At 61.6% G+C, this 15,486-nt stretch carries 13 protein-coding genes, 1 tRNA gene and 1 pseudogene; 7 read left to right on the top strand and 8 right to left on the bottom strand.

Annotated elements, in window-relative coordinates:
• Window positions 1-191: 191 nt before the first annotated feature.
• The 3 genes and pseudogenes from AB4O05_RS06505 to AB4O05_RS06495 all read left to right on the top strand — a co-directional run bounded on the left by AB4O05_RS06505 (window position 192) and on the right by AB4O05_RS06495 (window position 3,598).
• Window positions 192-1,485 (top strand): annotated as a pseudogene (locus AB4O05_RS06505) (murein hydrolase activator EnvC family protein).
• Between the two features lie 30 nt (window positions 1,486-1,515).
• On the top strand, window positions 1,516-2,823 hold the full coding sequence (locus AB4O05_RS06500; protein ID WP_460132142.1) for a S41 family peptidase: 1,308 nt from the start codon (window positions 1,516-1,518) through the stop codon (window positions 2,821-2,823).
• A 1-nt stretch (window position 2,824) separates the two neighbouring features.
• Window positions 2,825-3,598, top strand: a complete 774-nt coding sequence (locus tag AB4O05_RS06495) for a divergent polysaccharide deacetylase family protein (RefSeq protein ID WP_460132144.1) — start codon at window positions 2,825-2,827, stop codon at window positions 3,596-3,598.
• A 74-nt stretch (window positions 3,599-3,672) separates the two neighbouring features.
• Here the strand turns inward: AB4O05_RS06495 and AB4O05_RS06490 are convergent, their stop codons facing one another.
• From AB4O05_RS06490 to AB4O05_RS06460, 7 genes are all read right to left on the bottom strand, one after another.
• A complete protein-coding gene (locus tag AB4O05_RS06490) occupies window positions 3,673-4,428 on the bottom strand; it encodes a substrate-binding periplasmic protein (RefSeq protein ID WP_460132146.1) in 756 nt (251 codons plus the stop codon).
• Between the two features lie 66 nt (window positions 4,429-4,494).
• Window positions 4,495-5,265 (bottom strand): imidazole glycerol phosphate synthase subunit HisF, encoded by a 771-nt coding sequence (gene hisF / locus AB4O05_RS06485; RefSeq protein ID WP_064450246.1) that lies wholly within the window; start codon window positions 5,263-5,265, stop codon window positions 4,495-4,497.
• A gap of 79 nt (window positions 5,266-5,344) precedes the next feature.
• Window positions 5,345-6,094 (bottom strand): 1-(5-phosphoribosyl)-5-[(5-phosphoribosylamino)methylideneamino]imidazole-4-carboxamide isomerase, encoded by a 750-nt coding sequence (gene hisA / locus AB4O05_RS06480; protein WP_460132148.1) that lies wholly within the window; start codon window positions 6,092-6,094, stop codon window positions 5,345-5,347.
• A 90-nt stretch (window positions 6,095-6,184) separates the two neighbouring features.
• Complete coding sequence (locus AB4O05_RS06475; RefSeq protein WP_460132150.1) at window positions 6,185-6,445, bottom strand: DUF2164 domain-containing protein; 261 nt, start codon at window positions 6,443-6,445, stop codon at window positions 6,185-6,187.
• Window positions 6,445-7,083 carry an imidazole glycerol phosphate synthase subunit HisH gene (hisH, locus tag AB4O05_RS06470; protein WP_460132151.1) on the bottom strand — a complete coding sequence of 213 codons (639 nt, stop codon included), beginning with the start codon at window positions 7,081-7,083 and terminating at the stop codon, window positions 6,445-6,447. Before hisH ends, AB4O05_RS06475 begins: the two co-directional genes overlap by 1 nt.
• Window positions 7,083-7,676, bottom strand: a complete 594-nt coding sequence (hisB, locus tag AB4O05_RS06465; RefSeq protein ID WP_017849940.1) for an imidazoleglycerol-phosphate dehydratase HisB — start codon at window positions 7,674-7,676, stop codon at window positions 7,083-7,085. The genes hisH and hisB overlap by 1 nt, the downstream gene beginning before the upstream one ends.
• 306 nt (window positions 7,677-7,982) lie before the next feature.
• The gene (locus tag AB4O05_RS06460) at window positions 7,983-9,644 is read right to left on the bottom strand and encodes an OFA family MFS transporter (protein WP_460132152.1); all 1,662 of its coding nucleotides are present in this window, start codon (window positions 9,642-9,644) and stop codon (window positions 7,983-7,985) included.
• 325 nt (window positions 9,645-9,969) lie between these two features.
• On the opposite strand from AB4O05_RS06460, the gene AB4O05_RS06455 reads away from it, so the two are divergent.
• The 4 genes from AB4O05_RS06455 (at window position 9,970) to AB4O05_RS06440 (ending at window position 13,698) form a co-directional block, all read left to right on the top strand.
• Window positions 9,970-12,186 carry an AsmA family protein gene (locus tag AB4O05_RS06455; RefSeq protein ID WP_460132153.1) on the top strand — a complete coding sequence of 739 codons (2,217 nt, stop codon included), beginning with the start codon at window positions 9,970-9,972 and terminating at the stop codon, window positions 12,184-12,186.
• A complete protein-coding gene (gene mutY / locus AB4O05_RS06450) occupies window positions 12,183-13,250 on the top strand; it encodes an A/G-specific adenine glycosylase (RefSeq protein ID WP_460132154.1) in 1,068 nt (355 codons plus the stop codon). The genes AB4O05_RS06455 and mutY overlap by 4 nt, the downstream gene beginning before the upstream one ends.
• Window positions 13,247-13,519: an oxidative damage protection protein gene (locus AB4O05_RS06445; protein ID WP_460132156.1), complete on the top strand. Its 273-nt coding sequence runs from the start codon at window positions 13,247-13,249 to the stop codon at window positions 13,517-13,519. Before mutY ends, AB4O05_RS06445 begins: the two co-directional genes overlap by 4 nt.
• A 103-nt stretch (window positions 13,520-13,622) precedes the next feature.
• Window positions 13,623-13,698, top strand: a tRNA-Phe gene (locus AB4O05_RS06440).
• A gap of 167 nt (window positions 13,699-13,865) precedes the next feature.
• On the opposite strand, the gene AB4O05_RS06435 is transcribed toward AB4O05_RS06440, so the two are convergent.
• Window positions 13,866-15,470: a glycosyltransferase family 39 protein gene (locus AB4O05_RS06435; protein WP_460132158.1), complete on the bottom strand. Its 1,605-nt coding sequence runs from the start codon at window positions 15,468-15,470 to the stop codon at window positions 13,866-13,868.
• Window positions 15,471-15,486 lie beyond the last annotated feature (16 nt).

Genomic DNA, 15,486 nt, shown 5'->3' with positions numbered 1-15,486 from the left:
CTTGCTCGCGAATGCGGTAGTTCAGTCGACACCTTCAGCGACTGACCCAACGAATTCGCGAGCAAGCCCGCTCCCACATTGGTTTTGTGCCGCTTGGAAGATATCTTGACCGCCAGCCCGCATTGGGCGTTTTTTTTGCTGCCTGGGCCGGGCATACTAGGCCGTCCCTTTCCCTGGTGTCGCCCGCCTCTATGCTTCGCGCCTTGATTACCCTTGCTCTTGTCTGCCTGCTCCAACCGGCATTTGCCGATGAGCGCGCACAAACCCAACAACAGTTGGACGCTACGCGTCAGGACATTGCCGAACTGAAGAAACTGCTCGGCAAGCTCCAGGAAGAAAAATCCGGAGTGCAGAAAGACCTGCGCGGTACGGAAACCGAAATGGGCAAGCTGGAGAAGCAGGTCCAGGAGCTGCAAAAAGAACTAAAGAAGAGCGAGTCGGAACTGGAGCGACTCGACGCTGAGAAAAAAACTCCAGAGCGCACGCGTTGAACAGCAACGCCTGATCGCGATCCAGGCCCGTGCCGCCTACCAGAGCGGCCGCCAGGAGTACCTCAAGCTGCTGCTCAACCAGCAGAACCCGGAAAAATTCGCACGCACCCTGACCTACTACGACTACCTGAGCAAGGCCCGCCTGGAACAACTCAAAGGCTTCAACGAGACCCTGCGCCAGTTGGTCAATGTGGAGCAGGAAATCGCCAACCAGCAGTCGCAGTTGCAAGACCAGAAAAGCGCCCTCGACGCCCAGCGCGACGAACTCGATAAGGTGCGCAAAGAACGCCAGCTGGCCCTGGCCAAGCTCAATGATGACGTGAAGGCCCGCGACGCCAAGCTGCAAGCTCGCGAACAGGACCAGGCCGACCTGGCCAAAGTACTCAAGACCATCGAAGAAACCCTGGCGCGCCAGGCACGCGAGGCAGAGGAGGCGCGGCAAAAAGCGCTGATCGCCCAGCAGGAAGCGGAAAAAAAGCGCCAGCGTGAGGCCGAGCAGGCTGCTGCCACGGACGCGCCGGCGCCGCGTAAACCGGCGCATTCAGCCCCTGGCCCGCTGGTTTCAAACGCCGGCGAATCCTTCGGCGGCCCTTTTGCTTCAGCCCGCGGCAAACTTCCATGGCCAGTTAATGGTCGACTACTGGCGCGCTTTGGTGAAACCCGTGGCGATGACACCCGTGCCAAGTGGGATGGGGTAATGATCAGCGCCTCCGCCGGCAGCCAGGTGCATGCCATTCACGGTGGGCGCGTGGTATTTGCCGATTGGCTGCGGGGCGCCGGTTTGTTGGTGATTCTTGACCACGGCAATGGCTATTTGAGCCTTTACGGCCACAATCAGACATTACTCAAGTCGGCAGGTGATGTTGTAAAAGCCGGTGATTCCATCTCCACTGTCGGTAACAGTGGTGGCCAGGACACCCCGGCGCTGTACTTCGCTATTCGTCAGCAGGGTCGCCCGAGCGATCCCGCACAATGGTGCCGCTCCCAAGGATAGGGGCGCATCTACATTAGGAGTTCGTTCGACATGCTGCATTTGTCCCGCCTCACTTCGCTGGCCCTGACGATCGCCCTGGTGATCGGCGCGCCTCTGGCTTTCGCCGACCAGGCCGCCCCGGTGGCACCCGCCGCGACCACCAAGGCGCCATTGCCGCTGGACGAGCTGCGCACCTTCGCCGAGGTCATGGACCGGATCAAGGCAGCCTATGTCGACCCTGTAGACGACAAGACTCTGCTGGAAAATGCCATCAAGGGCATGCTCAGCAACCTTGACCCGCACTCCGCCTACCTGGGCCCGGAAGACTTTGCCGAGCTGCAGGAAAGCACCAGCGGTGAATTCGGCGGCCTGGGCATTGAAGTCGGTGCCGAAGACGGCAATATCAAAGTGGTCTCGCCGATCGATGACACCCCGGCGTCGAAGGCCGGCATCCAGGCCGGTGACTTTATCGTCAAGATCAACGGCCAGCCGACCCGCGGCCAGACCATGACCGAAGCGGTCGACAAGATGCGCGGCAAGATCGGCCAGAAGATCACCCTGACCCTGGTGCGCGACGGCGGCAACCCGTTTGACGTCACGCTGACCCGCGCGACCATCATGGTCAAGAGCGTGAAGAGCCAGCTGCTGGAGTCGGGCTACGGTTACATCCGCATCACCCAGTTCCAGGTCAAGACCGGTGACGAAGTCGCCAAGGCCCTGGCCAAGTTGCGCAAGGACAACGGCAAGAAACTCAACGGTATCGTGCTCGACCTGCGTAACAACCCCGGCGGCGTGCTGCAATCGGCGGTGGAAGTGGTCGACCACTTCATCACCAAGGGCTTGATCGTCTACACCAAGGGCCGTATCGCCAACTCCGAGCTGCGCTTCTCGGCGACCGGCAACGACCTCAGCGAGAACGTGCCGCTGGCCGTGCTGATCAACGGCGGCAGCGCCTCGGCGTCGGAAATCGTCGCCGGCGCCCTGCAAGACCAGAAGCGTGGCGTGCTGATGGGCACCACCAGCTTCGGCAAAGGCTCGGTACAAACCGTGCTGCCGCTGAACAACGAACGTGCGTTGAAAATCACCACCGCGCTGTACTACACGCCGAACGGACGCTCGATTCAGGCCCAGGGTATCGTCCCGGACATCGAAGTGCGCAAGGCCAAGATCACCAACGAGATCGACAGCGAGTACTACAAAGAGGCCGACCTGCAAGGTCACCTGGGCAATGGCAACGGCGGCGCCGACCAGCCATCCGGCAGCGTCGCCAAAGCCAAGCCGATGCCGCAGGACGATGATTACCAGTTGGCCCAGGCGTTGAGCCTGCTTAAAGGCCTGAGCATCACGCGCAGCCGTTGATATGCGTGTTGCCCTGATCATCGCTGTGCTATGCAGCCTGGCCGGGGTCGCCCACGCGACCCCGGCCAGCGAGCCGCACAAAGCCTACCTGACCCTGATCATCGACGACCTGGGCCAGAACCTGCCCCGGGATCGGCGTGTGCTGGCCCTGCCGGGACCGGTGACCACCGCGATCATGCCCGACACACCCCACGCCGCCGAATTCGCCCGCGAAGCCCACAAGGCCGGCAAGATCGTGATCCTGCACATGCCCATGGACCCGGCCACCGGCCCGTTCGCCTGGCACCCAGAACTGCCTATCGAAGAACTGGGTAAACGCCTGGACGCCGCGTTCAAGGCCGTGCCCTACACCGCCGGGATCAACAACCACATGGGCAGCCGCATGACCGCCCAGCCGGCGGCCATGGCCTGGTTGATGGCCGAGCTGCAACGGCGCAACAAGTTCTTTGTCGACAGCCGCACCAGCGCACAAACCGTGGCTGGCGCCGAGGCACAGAAGATCGGCCTGGCCAGTGTCTCGCGGGATGTGTTCCTGGACGATGAACGCACCGAAGCGGCAATCACCACGCAATTGCAGACGGCAATCAAGCTGGCCCACAAGCAGGGCTCGGCGGTGATGATCGGCCACCCTTACCCGCAAACCCTGGCAGTGCTCGAGCGTGAGCTGCCCAAGCTCAAGGCCCAGGGGGTGGAGTGGATCGATATCAAGCTGATGATCAGCGTGCGCAGCAACCAGGCCATGGATGGGCACGGTAAAAACGGCGTTTACCGCTGACGGCTCACCCTCACTGTAGGAGCGAGCTTGCTCGCGAAAAACATCTGCTGAAAGCTTGACCGCGAACAAAGTATCTACAAGTACTGGGCCATGATCTGGTCTATGCGACCGCTCTTGCGTAGTTCATCCAGAGCTGCCTGCAGCTTGGTCACCATTTCATCCGGCACCTCTTTGTTCAACGCCAGATACAGCTGCGCGCTGTTGAACCGCAGCACCGTCTTGAGCCCGGTCACACCGACCTGGCGCGCCAGGTAACGCCCCGCTGGATCGCCGGTGGCCCACAGGTCGATCTGCCCCTCCAGCAGTTTTTGCGCGTTGTCCTGGTCACGTAATACCACAACCGGTTTGAGGCCCTGCTTCGTCAGGGTATCGGCGATGGCATCGCCCTTGTAGGCGCCGATCCTGTAGCCGCGCGCCTGCTCGAGGTCGGCCAGCTGGATCTTGCTGTCCGCCTTCGCCAGCAGCACCCAGTCATCGGGACCGATGGGGCCGACCCACTTGAACAACGCTTCGCGGTCCGGCAGGCGGGCCATCACGAATACCCCATAACCGGGTTTCTCCAAGGCGAGCTTGTAGATACGCTCCCAGGGAAAACGCAGCGTGAGGTTGTAGGAAATGCCGGCGCGCTTGAAGGTTTCGCGCACGATGTCCACGGCGATGCCTTCGATGTTCTCGTCCCTGGCGAAGTTCTTGCCGTTTTTCGCCATGTTGTAGGGCGGGAAATTCTCCGTCAGCAACACCAGGGAGGCGTCGGACGGTGCTTCGGCGCGGGCCGAGCCTGCCAACAGCAAAGACGTACTGGCGAGGGCGAACAGCAGGTGCTTGAACATGAAGGTTACCGGAATCCATGGCAAGCGCAGAGAGTGCCGCGCGCCTGCCAGGGTGTCCAGCAACGTTTAGCGGACGACGATACCGCGTGCCGCCATATAGGCCTTGGCCTCGGGAACGGTGTATTCGCCAAAGTGGAAAATACTCGCCGCCAGCACCGCGCTGGCATGGCCTTCGATCACGCCATCAGCCAGGTGCTGCAGGTTGCCAACGCCGCCGGAGGCGATCACGGGAATGCCCAGGGCGTCGCTGATGGCGCGGGTCACGCCGAGGTCGAAGCCGTTTTTCATGCCGTCCTGGTCCATGCTGGTCAGCAGGATTTCACCGGCACCCAGGCCTTCCATCTTCATCGCCCACTCCACCGCGTCCAGGCCGGTGGGCTTGCGCCCGCCGTGGGTGAAGATCTCCCAGCGCGGGGTTTCACCCGGGCCAGAGACTTTCTTCGCGTCGATGGCCACCACGATGCACTGCGAGCCGAAATGCTGCGCGGCTTCGCCGACGAATTCCGGGTTGAACACCGCTGCGGTATTGATCGAGACCTTGTCCGCGCCGGCATTGAGCAGGTTGCGGATGTCTTGCACGGTGCGCACGCCACCGCCCACGGTCAGCGGGATAAACACCTGGCTGGCCATGCGCTCGACGGTATGCAGCGTGGTGTCGCGGCCGTCGACGCTGGCGGTGATGTCGAGAAAGGTAATCTCGTCGGCACCTTGCTCATCGTAGCGACGGGCGATTTCCACCGGGTCGCCGGCGTCACGGATGTTCTCGAACTTGACGCCCTTGACCACGCGACCGTTGTCGACGTCCAGGCAAGGGATGATGCGTCTGGCTAAAGCCATAGACTTAATCTCCGATTAAGAAGCTTTAAGCTACAAGCTGCAAGTTGAAGCAGATCTGCTTTTACTTGCAGCTTGCGGCTTATGACTTGGAGCTGGCCGCGTAGCCATCACACAAGGCCTGAGCCTCGGACACATCCAACGTACCCTCATAAATCGCGCGGCCGGTGATGGCACCGATGATGCCTGGGGCCTTGGCATCCAGCAGCGACTTGATGTCGCCCAGGTTGTGAATGCCGCCGGAAGCGATCACGGGAATCTTCGTCGCCGCCGCCAGCGCAGCGGTGAACGGTACGTTGCAGCCCTGCATCATGCCGTCTTTGGCGATGTCGGTATAAACGATGGCAGACACGCCATCGGCTTCGAACTGCCTGGCCAGGTCGATCACCTGCACGGTGCTGATTTCAGCCCAACCGTCAGTGGCGACAAAGCCATCTTTGGCGTCCAGACCGACGATCACCTTGCCTGGGAAGGCGCGGCAGGCCTCGGCGACGAATGCCGGGTCCTTCACCGCCTTGGTGCCGATGATCACGTAGCTCACGCCGGCCTTGACGTAGTGCTCGATGGTTTCCAGCGAGCGGATACCGCCGCCGATCTGGATCGGCAGGTTGGGGTAGCGCTTGGCGATCGCGGTGACCACTTCGCCATTGACCGGCTGGCCTTCGAAGGCACCGTTCAAGTCCACCAGGTGCAGGCGACGGCAACCCCCTTCCACCCATTTGGCAGCCATGCTCACCGGATCATCGGAGAACACGGTGGAGTCTTCCATGCGGCCTTGGCGCAGACGTACGCAGGCGCCGTCCTTGAGATCGATAGCGGGGATAATGAGCATGCTTTTCCTTCGTCAAAAAGTTGCAAGCTGCAAGCTATTAGCTGCAAGCAAGCACGCGTATCAATTCTTGCAGCTTATGGCCTGAAGCTTTCAGCTGCTCTTTTCAAGCGACCACAGGTCGCTTTCGATGCTTTCGAACCTTTCTTTAAGGAGCGTCTGCGCGTCGAAAATTGCCCGGTTGTAATAGTGTGGCGCCACTTCGGTGGTGAACAGGTCAAGAATCTCGGCGACCTCGAACGAGCCCAGCTTGAGTTCGAAGCGGTCTTCCATGAAGTGCTTGATCTTGTTGGTGGCCTCACGCTCCTGCTCGGGCGTGAGGTTCAAGATCGGCGGCTTGGCCTTCTTGGCCATTACCAACGGCCATCCCAGGCGGCGAAGTTCTGCAGCAATTGCAGGCCATGGGTATGGCTCTTCTCCGGGTGGAACTGCACGGCAAAGCGCGAACCGTCGGCCAGCGCGGCGGCGAAGTCGACGCCGTAGTGCCCGCCACCCACCACCTGGCGCGGGTTACCGGCAGCGATGTAGTAGCTGTGCACAAAATAGAAGCGCGCCATGTCCGGAATCTCGTGCCACAGCGGGTGGTCGACGGTGCGGCGCACTTCGTTCCAGCCCATGTGCGGGACTTTCAGGTGTTCGCCGTCTTCATGCAGGTCCTTGCCGAAGAACTTCACTTGGCCAGGAAACAGGCCGATGCAGTCGACGCCGCCGTTCTCTTCACTGCTGTCGAGCAAGGCTTGCATGCCCACGCAGATGCCGAGGAACGGACGGTCCTGGCTGACTTCGCGCACCAGGCTGTCAAAGCCCAGGCGGCGGATCTCGGCCATGCAATCGCGAATCGCGCCAACACCGGGGAACACCACGCGGTCGGCTTCGCGAATCACGTTGGCATCGCTGGTGATCAGCACCTTGCCGGCCCCTACGTGCTCGAGAGCCTTGGCCACCGAGTGCAGGTTACCCATGCCGTAATCGATAACCGCGACCGTCTGCATTAAAGGACGCCCTTGGTCGAGGGCATTTGCCCGGCCATGCGCTCATCCAGCTCCACGGCCATGCGCAACGCGCGGCCGAAAGCCTTGAACACGGTTTCGATTTGGTGGTGGGTGTTGGTGCCGCGCAGGTTGTCGATGTGCAGACTGACCAGGGCGTGGTTGACGAAGCCCTGGAAGAATTCCTGGAACAGGTCGACGTCGAAGCCGCCCACGGTGGCGCGGGTGTAGGGCACGTGCATCTGCAGGCCGGGGCGGCCGGAGAAGTCGATGACCACACGCGACAACGCTTCGTCCAGCGGGACATAGGCGTGGCCGTAACGACGGATGCCTTTCTTGTCGCCGATGGCCTTGGCAAAGGCCTGGCCGAGGGTGATGCCTACGTCTTCCACCGTGTGGTGGTCGTCGATATGCAGGTCGCCCTTGCTGACGATATCCAGGTCGATCAGCCCGTGACGGGCGATCTGGTCCAGCATGTGCTCAAGAAAAGGTACACCGATATCAAATCGGGCCTTTCCGGTGCCATCCAGGTTGATCGAGGCTTTGATCTGGGTTTCCAGAGTGTCGCGCTCGACGGACGCCTTACGTTCGGCCATCACCAGCTCCGCAAAATCATTGGGCGAAAAAGGCAGCCATTATAGGGGCGCGGGCGCCAAACAGAAACATCGAAGGGGATAAGACTGACGAGTTGAAGCGAGGAATGTCGGGGATAGACATGTGCACACATGTGGGTACCCGCTTATGTGGCGAGCGGGCTTGCCCCGCGTTGGGCTGCGAAGCAGCCCCAAAACCTACCTACGCGTTTTAACTGAAAAAACGCGCGGGTCTCCTTGGGGTCGCTTCGCGACCCAACGCGGGGCAAGCCCGCTCGCCACAAAAAGCCAGCCCCTACAGGTATTGCATCAGTGGAACAGTACCGCCGTCTTCTGCAGGGTCACCCACACACCCCACGCCAGCGGAATACCCACCACCAGCCAGGCGGCGATCGCCAATGGCACGGTGCCGGACGCGGCTTTCCACTCCAGGGAAGTGGTGGCATCGGCGCCTTTGTCATGGCCCAGCGCCTGCTCGGCGGCCAGTTCCGCATCGGTCATGAAGTACTTGTCGGCCACCGGGCGCACCAGCAGGTTGCAGATAAAGCCCAGTACCAGCAGGCCGGCGAGGATGTACAAGGTGATGTCATAGGCCGCAGCGCGTTCAACGCCGATGCTCAGCTGATATTCACGCAGGTAGTTCACCAACACCGGGCCCAGCACGCCCGCCGCCGCCCATGCAGTCAGCAGGCGACCGTGGATCGCGCCGACCATCTGCGTACCGAACAGGTCGGCCAGGTAGGCCGGGACGGTCGCAAAACCACCGCCGTACATCGACAGGATGATGCAGAACGCCGCCACGAACAGCGCAACGTTGCCCAGGTGCCCCAGGTTCGGGATCAGTGCGTACAAGGCAAAGCCCAGGGCGAAGAACACAAAGTAGGTGTTTTTACGCCCCAGATAGTCGGAGAACGACGCCCAGAAGAACCGGCCACCGATATTGAACAGGCTCAGCAGACCGGTGAAGCCCGCCGCAATGGCAGCAATTGACCCAAGCTGCCCGGCGTCCAGCTGGCCGAACGGCACATCCACACCCAGCAGTTTGCCGCCGAACACTTCCTGCAGCAGCGGCGAAGCCATGCCGAGGATGCCGATACCGGCGGACACGTTCAGGCACAACACCAGCCAGACCAGGCGGAATTGCGGGGTTTTCCACGCCACGTTCACGTGCACGTGACGGTGGGTGATCATCGCGTTGCTGGCTTTTTTCGCCGGTGCGGTCCAGCCCTCAGGCTTCCAGCCGGTCGGCGGAACGCGGTAGGACAATGCGCCGCCGATCATGAACACGAAATAGATCGCAGCCATCACCACGAAGCTCTGCCAGACGCCCACGCTGGTCGGCGAAGCGAAGTGCCCCATCAGCGCTGCGGCCAGGGGTGCTCCCACCATCGCGCCGCCGCCGAAGCCCATGATCGCCATGCCGGTGGCCATGCCTCGTTTGTCCGGGAACCATTTGATCAGGGTCGACACAGGCGAGATATAACCCAGCCCCAGGCCGATACCGCCAATAACCCCGGAACCGATCCACATCAGCCAGATCTGGTGGGTATAGATACCCAGTGCCGAGATCAACAGGCCGCCGCACCAGCACAACGCCGAGACAACGCCAGCCTTGCGTGGCCCGGCATGTTCCAGCCAGCCGCCCCAGATGGCTGCCGAGCAGCCCAGGAAAATGAAGAACAGGGTGTAGATCCAGCCCAGCATGGAGATGGGCCAGTCACATTGGGACGAGAAGACTTGCGCGATAAAGCTCATGTCCGGTGCGCAGGCAACCGGTTTGGTAATCCCCAACGCCTTGGACAGCGGCAACCAGAACACCGAGAAGCCGTAGGCCATGCCGATGCAGAGGTGGATGGCCAGGGCGGCCGGTGGAACCAGCCAGCGGTTGAATCCCGGCTTGGCGATAATGCGCTCCTTGGACAGGAACGCGGGCTGCGCGGCGGTATGACCTGCCGCAGTGCTAGTGCTCATTGGTGTTTCCCCCAGTTATTAGTATGCGTTCGTCAGGCGCTCTCTCCCTCGGCCTTGCACGCAAAGCGTGGCCGTTTTGTTGAGTGAAGCTCCATTTTCAGCGCGACGATAAGTCGCAGAAGGCGAACGAACGGGCGAAGATTAGCATCTGCGAGTGACAGAAAAACCAAAATGACATCATCTTTTTGCGTTTTTTTAGTTTTATTGACGTCAAAATCCCGTTTTTCCGGCCGTGGATACAATGTAACGATCGATGAACTGACGCAGGCCGTCGGGCGTTATACTCTGCGGCTAAATTTTGAAATCGACATACAAGGACTCGCCCATGAAAGCGTTCGGCAAAATCCTGGGTCTGGTACTTCTCGGGCTGTTGCTGATCATTGTGGCTCTCGGCTTTGCCCTGACCCACCTCTTCGATCCCAACGACTACAAGGAAGAGATTCGCCAGATTGCCCGCGACAAGGCCCACATCGAGCTGACACTCAATGGCGATATCGGCTGGAGCCTGTTCCCCTGGCTGGGCCTCGAACTGCACGAAGCCAGCGTCGCCACCCTGACCAACCCCACCCAACCGTTTGCCGACCTGCAGATGCTTGGCCTGTCGGTCCGCGTGCTGCCACTGCTGCGCCGTGAAGTCCAGATGAGCGATGTACGGGTCGAAGGCCTGAACCTGCGCCTCAACCGCGATAAACAGGGCCATGGCAATTGGGAAGACATCGGCAAGAACGCACCGGTGGCCGGCACTGAAACGCCCGCTGCCGCCCCCGCGCAAACGCCCGCCGCGCCCAAGCCGGAAAAGCCGGCCCAGCCCATCCGCCTGGATATTGACAGCCTGACCATCAACAACGCCCGTGTCGAATACAACGATGAGCAGACCGGCAAGCAGTTCAGCGCCGAAAGCATCCAGTTGAGCGCCGGCGCCGTGCACGAAGGCGCGAGCATCCCGGTGAAGCTCACCGCCTTCTTCGGCAGCAACCAGCCGGTGATGCGCGTCAAGACCGAGCTCAATGGCAACCTGCGCATCCAGCGCGCCCTCAAGCGCTACCAGTTCGAAGACATGCGCATCAGCGGCGAAGCCACCGGCGAACCGCTGCAAGGCAAGACCGTGACCTTCTCTACCCAGGGGCAGTTGCTGGTCGACCAGGCGGCCAATATCGCCGAATGGACCAACCTGAAATTGTCGGCCAACCAGCTGCGCGCGCTGGGCGAACTGAAAGTCAACAACCTGGACAACACGCCGCAGCTCAGCGGCGCGCTGTCCATCGCCCAGTTCGACCTGGCCAAGTTCCTCGACAGCGTGGGCAGCCCGCTGCCGGCCATGGCCGAAGGCAGCCTGAGCAAGGTGGAACTGGTCAGCCGTCTCAAGGGCACGCCGACCAGCCTGGCCCTGGAAGACCTGAACCTGAAACTCGACGGCAGCACCTTCACCGGCCGCGTCGCCGTGGACGATTTCGCCAAGCAATCGCTGCGCGTGCAGCTCAAGGGCGACACCTTCAACGCCGACAACTACCTGCCGGCCAAGTCCGAATCCGCCAAGGGCGCAACCGCGGCGCGCCAGGCCGAAGTGCAGAACAGCGAAGCCGGCGCCATGGCCGCCGGTGGCACCACACCGCTGCCTGAGGCACCGACCAAAGGCGCCTGGAGCACCGACAAACTGCTGCCACTGGCTCACCTGCGCACGCTGGATGTGGACGCCGACCTGGCCTTCGACCAACTGACCCTGAGCAAATTGCCGATCCAGAATGCCGTGCTCAAAGCCTCCGGTCTCGATGGCCAGCTCAAGCTCAATACCCTGAGCGGCGGCCTCTACAATGGCACCTTCCAGGCCAACGGCACGCTCGACGTGCGCCAGGACATTCCGCTGCTCGCGCTGCAAAGCCAGATCAGGCAAGTGCCGGTCGAACGCATCCTGCAAGCCCAGGGGCAAACGCCGCCGGTGAAAGGCCTGGTCACTCTCGACAGCAACCTCAGCGGCCGCGGCAACAGCCAGAAGGCCCTGATCGACAGCCTTAACGGCACCGCCAGCTTTGTGATCAACAACGGCGTGCTGCTCAACGCCAACCTTGAGCAGCAACTGTGCACCGGCATCGCCCTGCTCAACCGCAAGACCCTGCGCAGCGAGCCGCGAGGCAAGGACACGCCGTTCCAGGAATTGAAGGGCAACCTGACCTTCCGTAACGGCGTGGCGAATAACCCCGACCTCAAAGTGCGCATCCCGGGGCTGGCGGTCAACGGCAATGGCGACATCGACCTGCGCGTCCTGGGCATGGATTACCGCGTCGGCATCATCGTCGAAGGCGACCAACGCGAAGTGCCGGACCCGGCCTGCGAAGTAGGGGCCAACTTCCAGGGCATCGAAGTGCCTCTGCGCTGCCGTGGCCCGCTGGAGCTGGGCGCCAAGGCTTGCCGCCTGGACAAGGACGGCCTGAGCCAGGTCGCTATCAAGGCGGCCGGCAACAAGCTCGGCGAGAAGCTGGAAGAGAAGCTCGACAAGGTCAACCCACAGCTCAAAGACGCGTTGAAAGGCCTGTTCAAACGATGAAAGACCAGCAGTTCTCAACGGCGGTGCTGGATTGGTACGACCGCCACGGTCGCCATGACCTGCCCTGGCAACAGGGCATTACGCCTTACCGGGTATGGGTCTCGGAGATCATGCTGCAACAGACCCAGGTCAGCACCGTGCTCAATTACTTCGACCGGTTCATGGCGTCCTTGCCCACGGTTGAAGCCCTGGCCGCCGCGCCGGAAGACGAAGTGCTGCATTTGTGGACCGGCCTGGGTTACTACACCCGGGCGCGCAACCTGCAAAAGACCGCGAAGATCGTCGTCGCCGAATACGGCGGCGAGTTTCCAAGGGATGTCGAAAAGCTCACCGAACTGCCTGGCATCGGCCTGTCGACCGCCGGCGCCATCGCCAGCCTGAGCATGGGCCTGCGCGCACCGATCCTCGACGGCAACGTCAAGCGCGTACTGGCACGCTATACCGCGCAGGAGGGCTACCCAGGCGAACCCAAGGTGGCCAAGCAGCTGTGGGCCACCGCGGAGCGCTTCACTCCCCATGATCGCGTCAACGCCTACACCCAGGCGATGATGGACATGGGCGCCACCCTCTGCACCCGCAGCAAACCCAGCTGCCTGCTGTGCCCGCTGGAAAAGGGCTGCGAAGCCCATCTGCTCGGCCTGGAAACGCGCTACCCGATCCCCAAGCCGCGCAAGAGCATCCCGCAAAAGCGCACGCTGATGCCAATGCTCGCCAATGCCGAGGGCGCCATCCTGCTTTACCGTCGCCCTTCCACGGGCCTGTGGGGCGGCTTGTGGAGCCTGCCCGAGCTGGACGACCTGGCCGACCTCGAACACCTGGCCAACCAGCACGCGCTCGCACTGGGCACGCACCGGGAGCTGCCGGGTCTGGTCCACACCTTCAGCCACTTCCAGCTGGCCATCGAACCCTGGCTGGTCCAGGTCGAGGAATCCGCCCTTCACGTGGCCGAGGCCGACTGGCTCTGGTATAACCTCGCCACCCCGCCGCGCCTGGGCCTTGCCGCCCCGGTAAAGAAACTGCTCAAGCGCGCGGCCGATGCATTGAACGCAGGAGAGTCGTCATGACCCGCACCATCATGTGCCGCAAGTACCACGAAGAATTGCCAGCCCTGGAACGCGCGCCGTTTCCAGGCGCCAAGGGCCAGGACATTTTCGACAACGTCTCCGCCAAGGCCTGGGCTGACTGGCAAAAACACCAGACCCTGCTGATCAACGAAAAACGCCTGAACATGATGAACGCCGAAGACCGCAAATACCTGCAGGGCGAGATGGACAAGTTCTTTTCCGGCGAGGATTACGCCAAGGCCGAAGGCTACGTGCCGCCTGCTCAATAATTGATCAAAAGCCGGGGTCGGCACGTAAGCGACGGTAATAATTAAATATTTTTTGAAAACTTGCTTGACGACCCCCTGAAAAACCCGTTTAATGCGCCCCGTTGCCCAGATAGCTCAGTCGGTAGAGCAGGGGATTGAAAATCCCCGTGTCGGCGGTTCGATTCCGTCTCTGGGCACCACTATTAAGTTTCAGGTGGTGCAAACGCCATCCGAAACACACAAGAAACCCGCCTGGTGCGGGTTTTTTGTTGCCTGTAATTTACAGCGCCTCTCCTGCTCTGCCCCCCATCACAGCCAGATTCATAAAACCTGCACACCTACAGCCAGGCGCGCCAGGTTGCCCTGCTCACTCGAGCAGAAACACCAGCAGCGGATTGTCATTCAGACGCCCGTTGAACATCGGCTCTAAATGCTCCACAGGGGTTCCCTTCAACAACTCGGTTTCCCTGCGTGCCACGATCACCCATGACGGCCGGGGCAGTTGATCCAACCGTTGCAACTCATCACGCCCAACAAACAGCGGCTGTTCGTCATGGTCCAGGTTCATCATGTAGCGCACCGCCCAGGTATCGCGGCCAAGGTTGACGAACACCAGCGGCCCCGGCTGCGCATCGCGAAGCGCCTCTACCTGGTCGACAAACTGTCGGGTATCGAATTGCAGGTCCTTGGCCGGCTCCACCACGGTCACCAGCAGCAACCACTGCGCCGCCAGTGCGATCAGGCTGAGCCCCACCAGCCGTCCCGCCCGATGCCAGGCGATCAGTGCCGCCACCTGCAGCGCAACCAGCGCGCCAATCAATACCGGCAGTGAAACGTCAGGCCAGTAACCGTGCTTCTGCCAGCCATGCCGACAGACAAGCACGGCAACCACGCACAGCGTCGGCAGCGCCACGACAAGCCCCTCATAGCCTCTGCGCACACCCGCAAGCCAGCCTTGCGCCTGGAGCAACCCATAGGCCGCGACAGCCGCAAACAGCGGCACCATGGGCAGGATGTAGTAGGCACGCTTGAAATGCGGCACCGACAACCCGAGCAAAATCATCAAGCCACAGGCACCGAGCCGCACCACCAATTGCACCGTGTGATCGTCGCGCTCGCGCCAGCGGTGACGCAGTGCAATCAAGGTGGCCAACGCCAATGGCACCACGGGGAAGTAGCGGTACACACTCAACTGGAGGTAGAAATAGAACGGTTCGCCGTTTTCATCGAGGCGCCCGCCCACTTGCATCTTGAACACCTCGGCGGCAAATGCCTCGCCACCGCTGATGCGCGCCAGCTTCATCAACAACCACCAACAGCCCGCCAGCAACACCAGGCCGACGACACCGTGGATCAATACTTGCCTGACTCGCGCACCGGGACTGCCCAGCGCCCAGTACACGCACGTCACCCCGCAAACCTCGATCAAACCCAATGGCCCACGTATCGCAAAGCCCAGGACAAACAGCGGGAACACCGCGAGCTGCCGCCACTGCGACCCCAGGCGCTCGCCACTGTGCAGCAGGTAAAAACTGCCCACACAGAGCAACGCCACCATCTGGTCCAGGCACACCGAGCGCGACTTCTCGAGCAACTGGCTGGTGAGCAACGTCAGCAGCACCGTAAGCAACGCCCATTGGCGGTTCAGCGGGACCAGCAAGCGATAGATCACGGCCACCACCCCGGCGGATGCGAGGGCAGTGGGCAGCACATTTGCCAGGTGGTTGGGCGCGCCGAACAGCCGAGCGAATACATAGCTGAAGAAGGTCGCGGTACCGGGGTAGTCCGCGTAGGGCTGACCGTAGGTGGTGGGGAAAAAACTCGCGCCATGGCGAAACATTTCTTGCAGGAACAGCGCCCAGCGCCCGTCAAAACCCTGGGGTTGCTGATCCCATATGCCCAGGGTGAACAGCAACAAGGCGAGCAGGAAAATGCCCAGGGACTCGAGGCGAAAACGGCTGCGGTGATCCATCGACTGACCTGTCAGG

It is taken from the genome of Pseudomonas sp. S1_G07, assembly GCF_054668565.1.
The sequence above is the reverse complement of the archived record's forward strand: the minus strand, read 5'-3'. Positions and strand labels throughout refer to the sequence as shown.

Bases quoted from the DNA above. Each gene is read 5' to 3' on its own strand.
- AB4O05_RS06500 (WP_460132142.1), top strand. From the start codon at position 1,516: ATGCTGCATTTGTCCCGCCTCACTTCGCTGGCCCTGACGATCGCCCTG.
- AB4O05_RS06495 (WP_460132144.1), top strand. From the start codon at position 2,825: ATGCGTGTTGCCCTGATCATCGCTGTGCTATGCAGCCTGGCCGGGGTC.
- AB4O05_RS06490 (WP_460132146.1), bottom strand. From the start codon at position 4,428: ATGTTCAAGCACCTGCTGTTCGCCCTCGCCAGTACGTCTTTGCTGTTG.
- hisF (WP_064450246.1), bottom strand. From the start codon at position 5,265: ATGGCTTTAGCCAGACGCATCATCCCTTGCCTGGACGTCGACAACGGT.
- hisA (WP_460132148.1), bottom strand. From the start codon at position 6,094: ATGCTCATTATCCCCGCTATCGATCTCAAGGACGGCGCCTGCGTACGT.
- AB4O05_RS06475 (WP_460132150.1), bottom strand. From the start codon at position 6,445: ATGGCCAAGAAGGCCAAGCCGCCGATCTTGAACCTCACGCCCGAGCAG.
- hisH (WP_460132151.1), bottom strand. From the start codon at position 7,083: ATGCAGACGGTCGCGGTTATCGATTACGGCATGGGTAACCTGCACTCG.
- hisB (WP_017849940.1), bottom strand. From the start codon at position 7,676: ATGGCCGAACGTAAGGCGTCCGTCGAGCGCGACACTCTGGAAACCCAG.
- AB4O05_RS06460 (WP_460132152.1), bottom strand. From the start codon at position 9,644: ATGAGCACTAGCACTGCGGCAGGTCATACCGCCGCGCAGCCCGCGTTC.
- AB4O05_RS06455 (WP_460132153.1), top strand. From the start codon at position 9,970: ATGAAAGCGTTCGGCAAAATCCTGGGTCTGGTACTTCTCGGGCTGTTG.
- mutY (WP_460132154.1), top strand. From the start codon at position 12,183: ATGAAAGACCAGCAGTTCTCAACGGCGGTGCTGGATTGGTACGACCGC.
- AB4O05_RS06445 (WP_460132156.1), top strand. From the start codon at position 13,247: ATGACCCGCACCATCATGTGCCGCAAGTACCACGAAGAATTGCCAGCC.
- AB4O05_RS06435 (WP_460132158.1), bottom strand. From the start codon at position 15,470: ATGGATCACCGCAGCCGTTTTCGCCTCGAGTCCCTGGGCATTTTCCTG.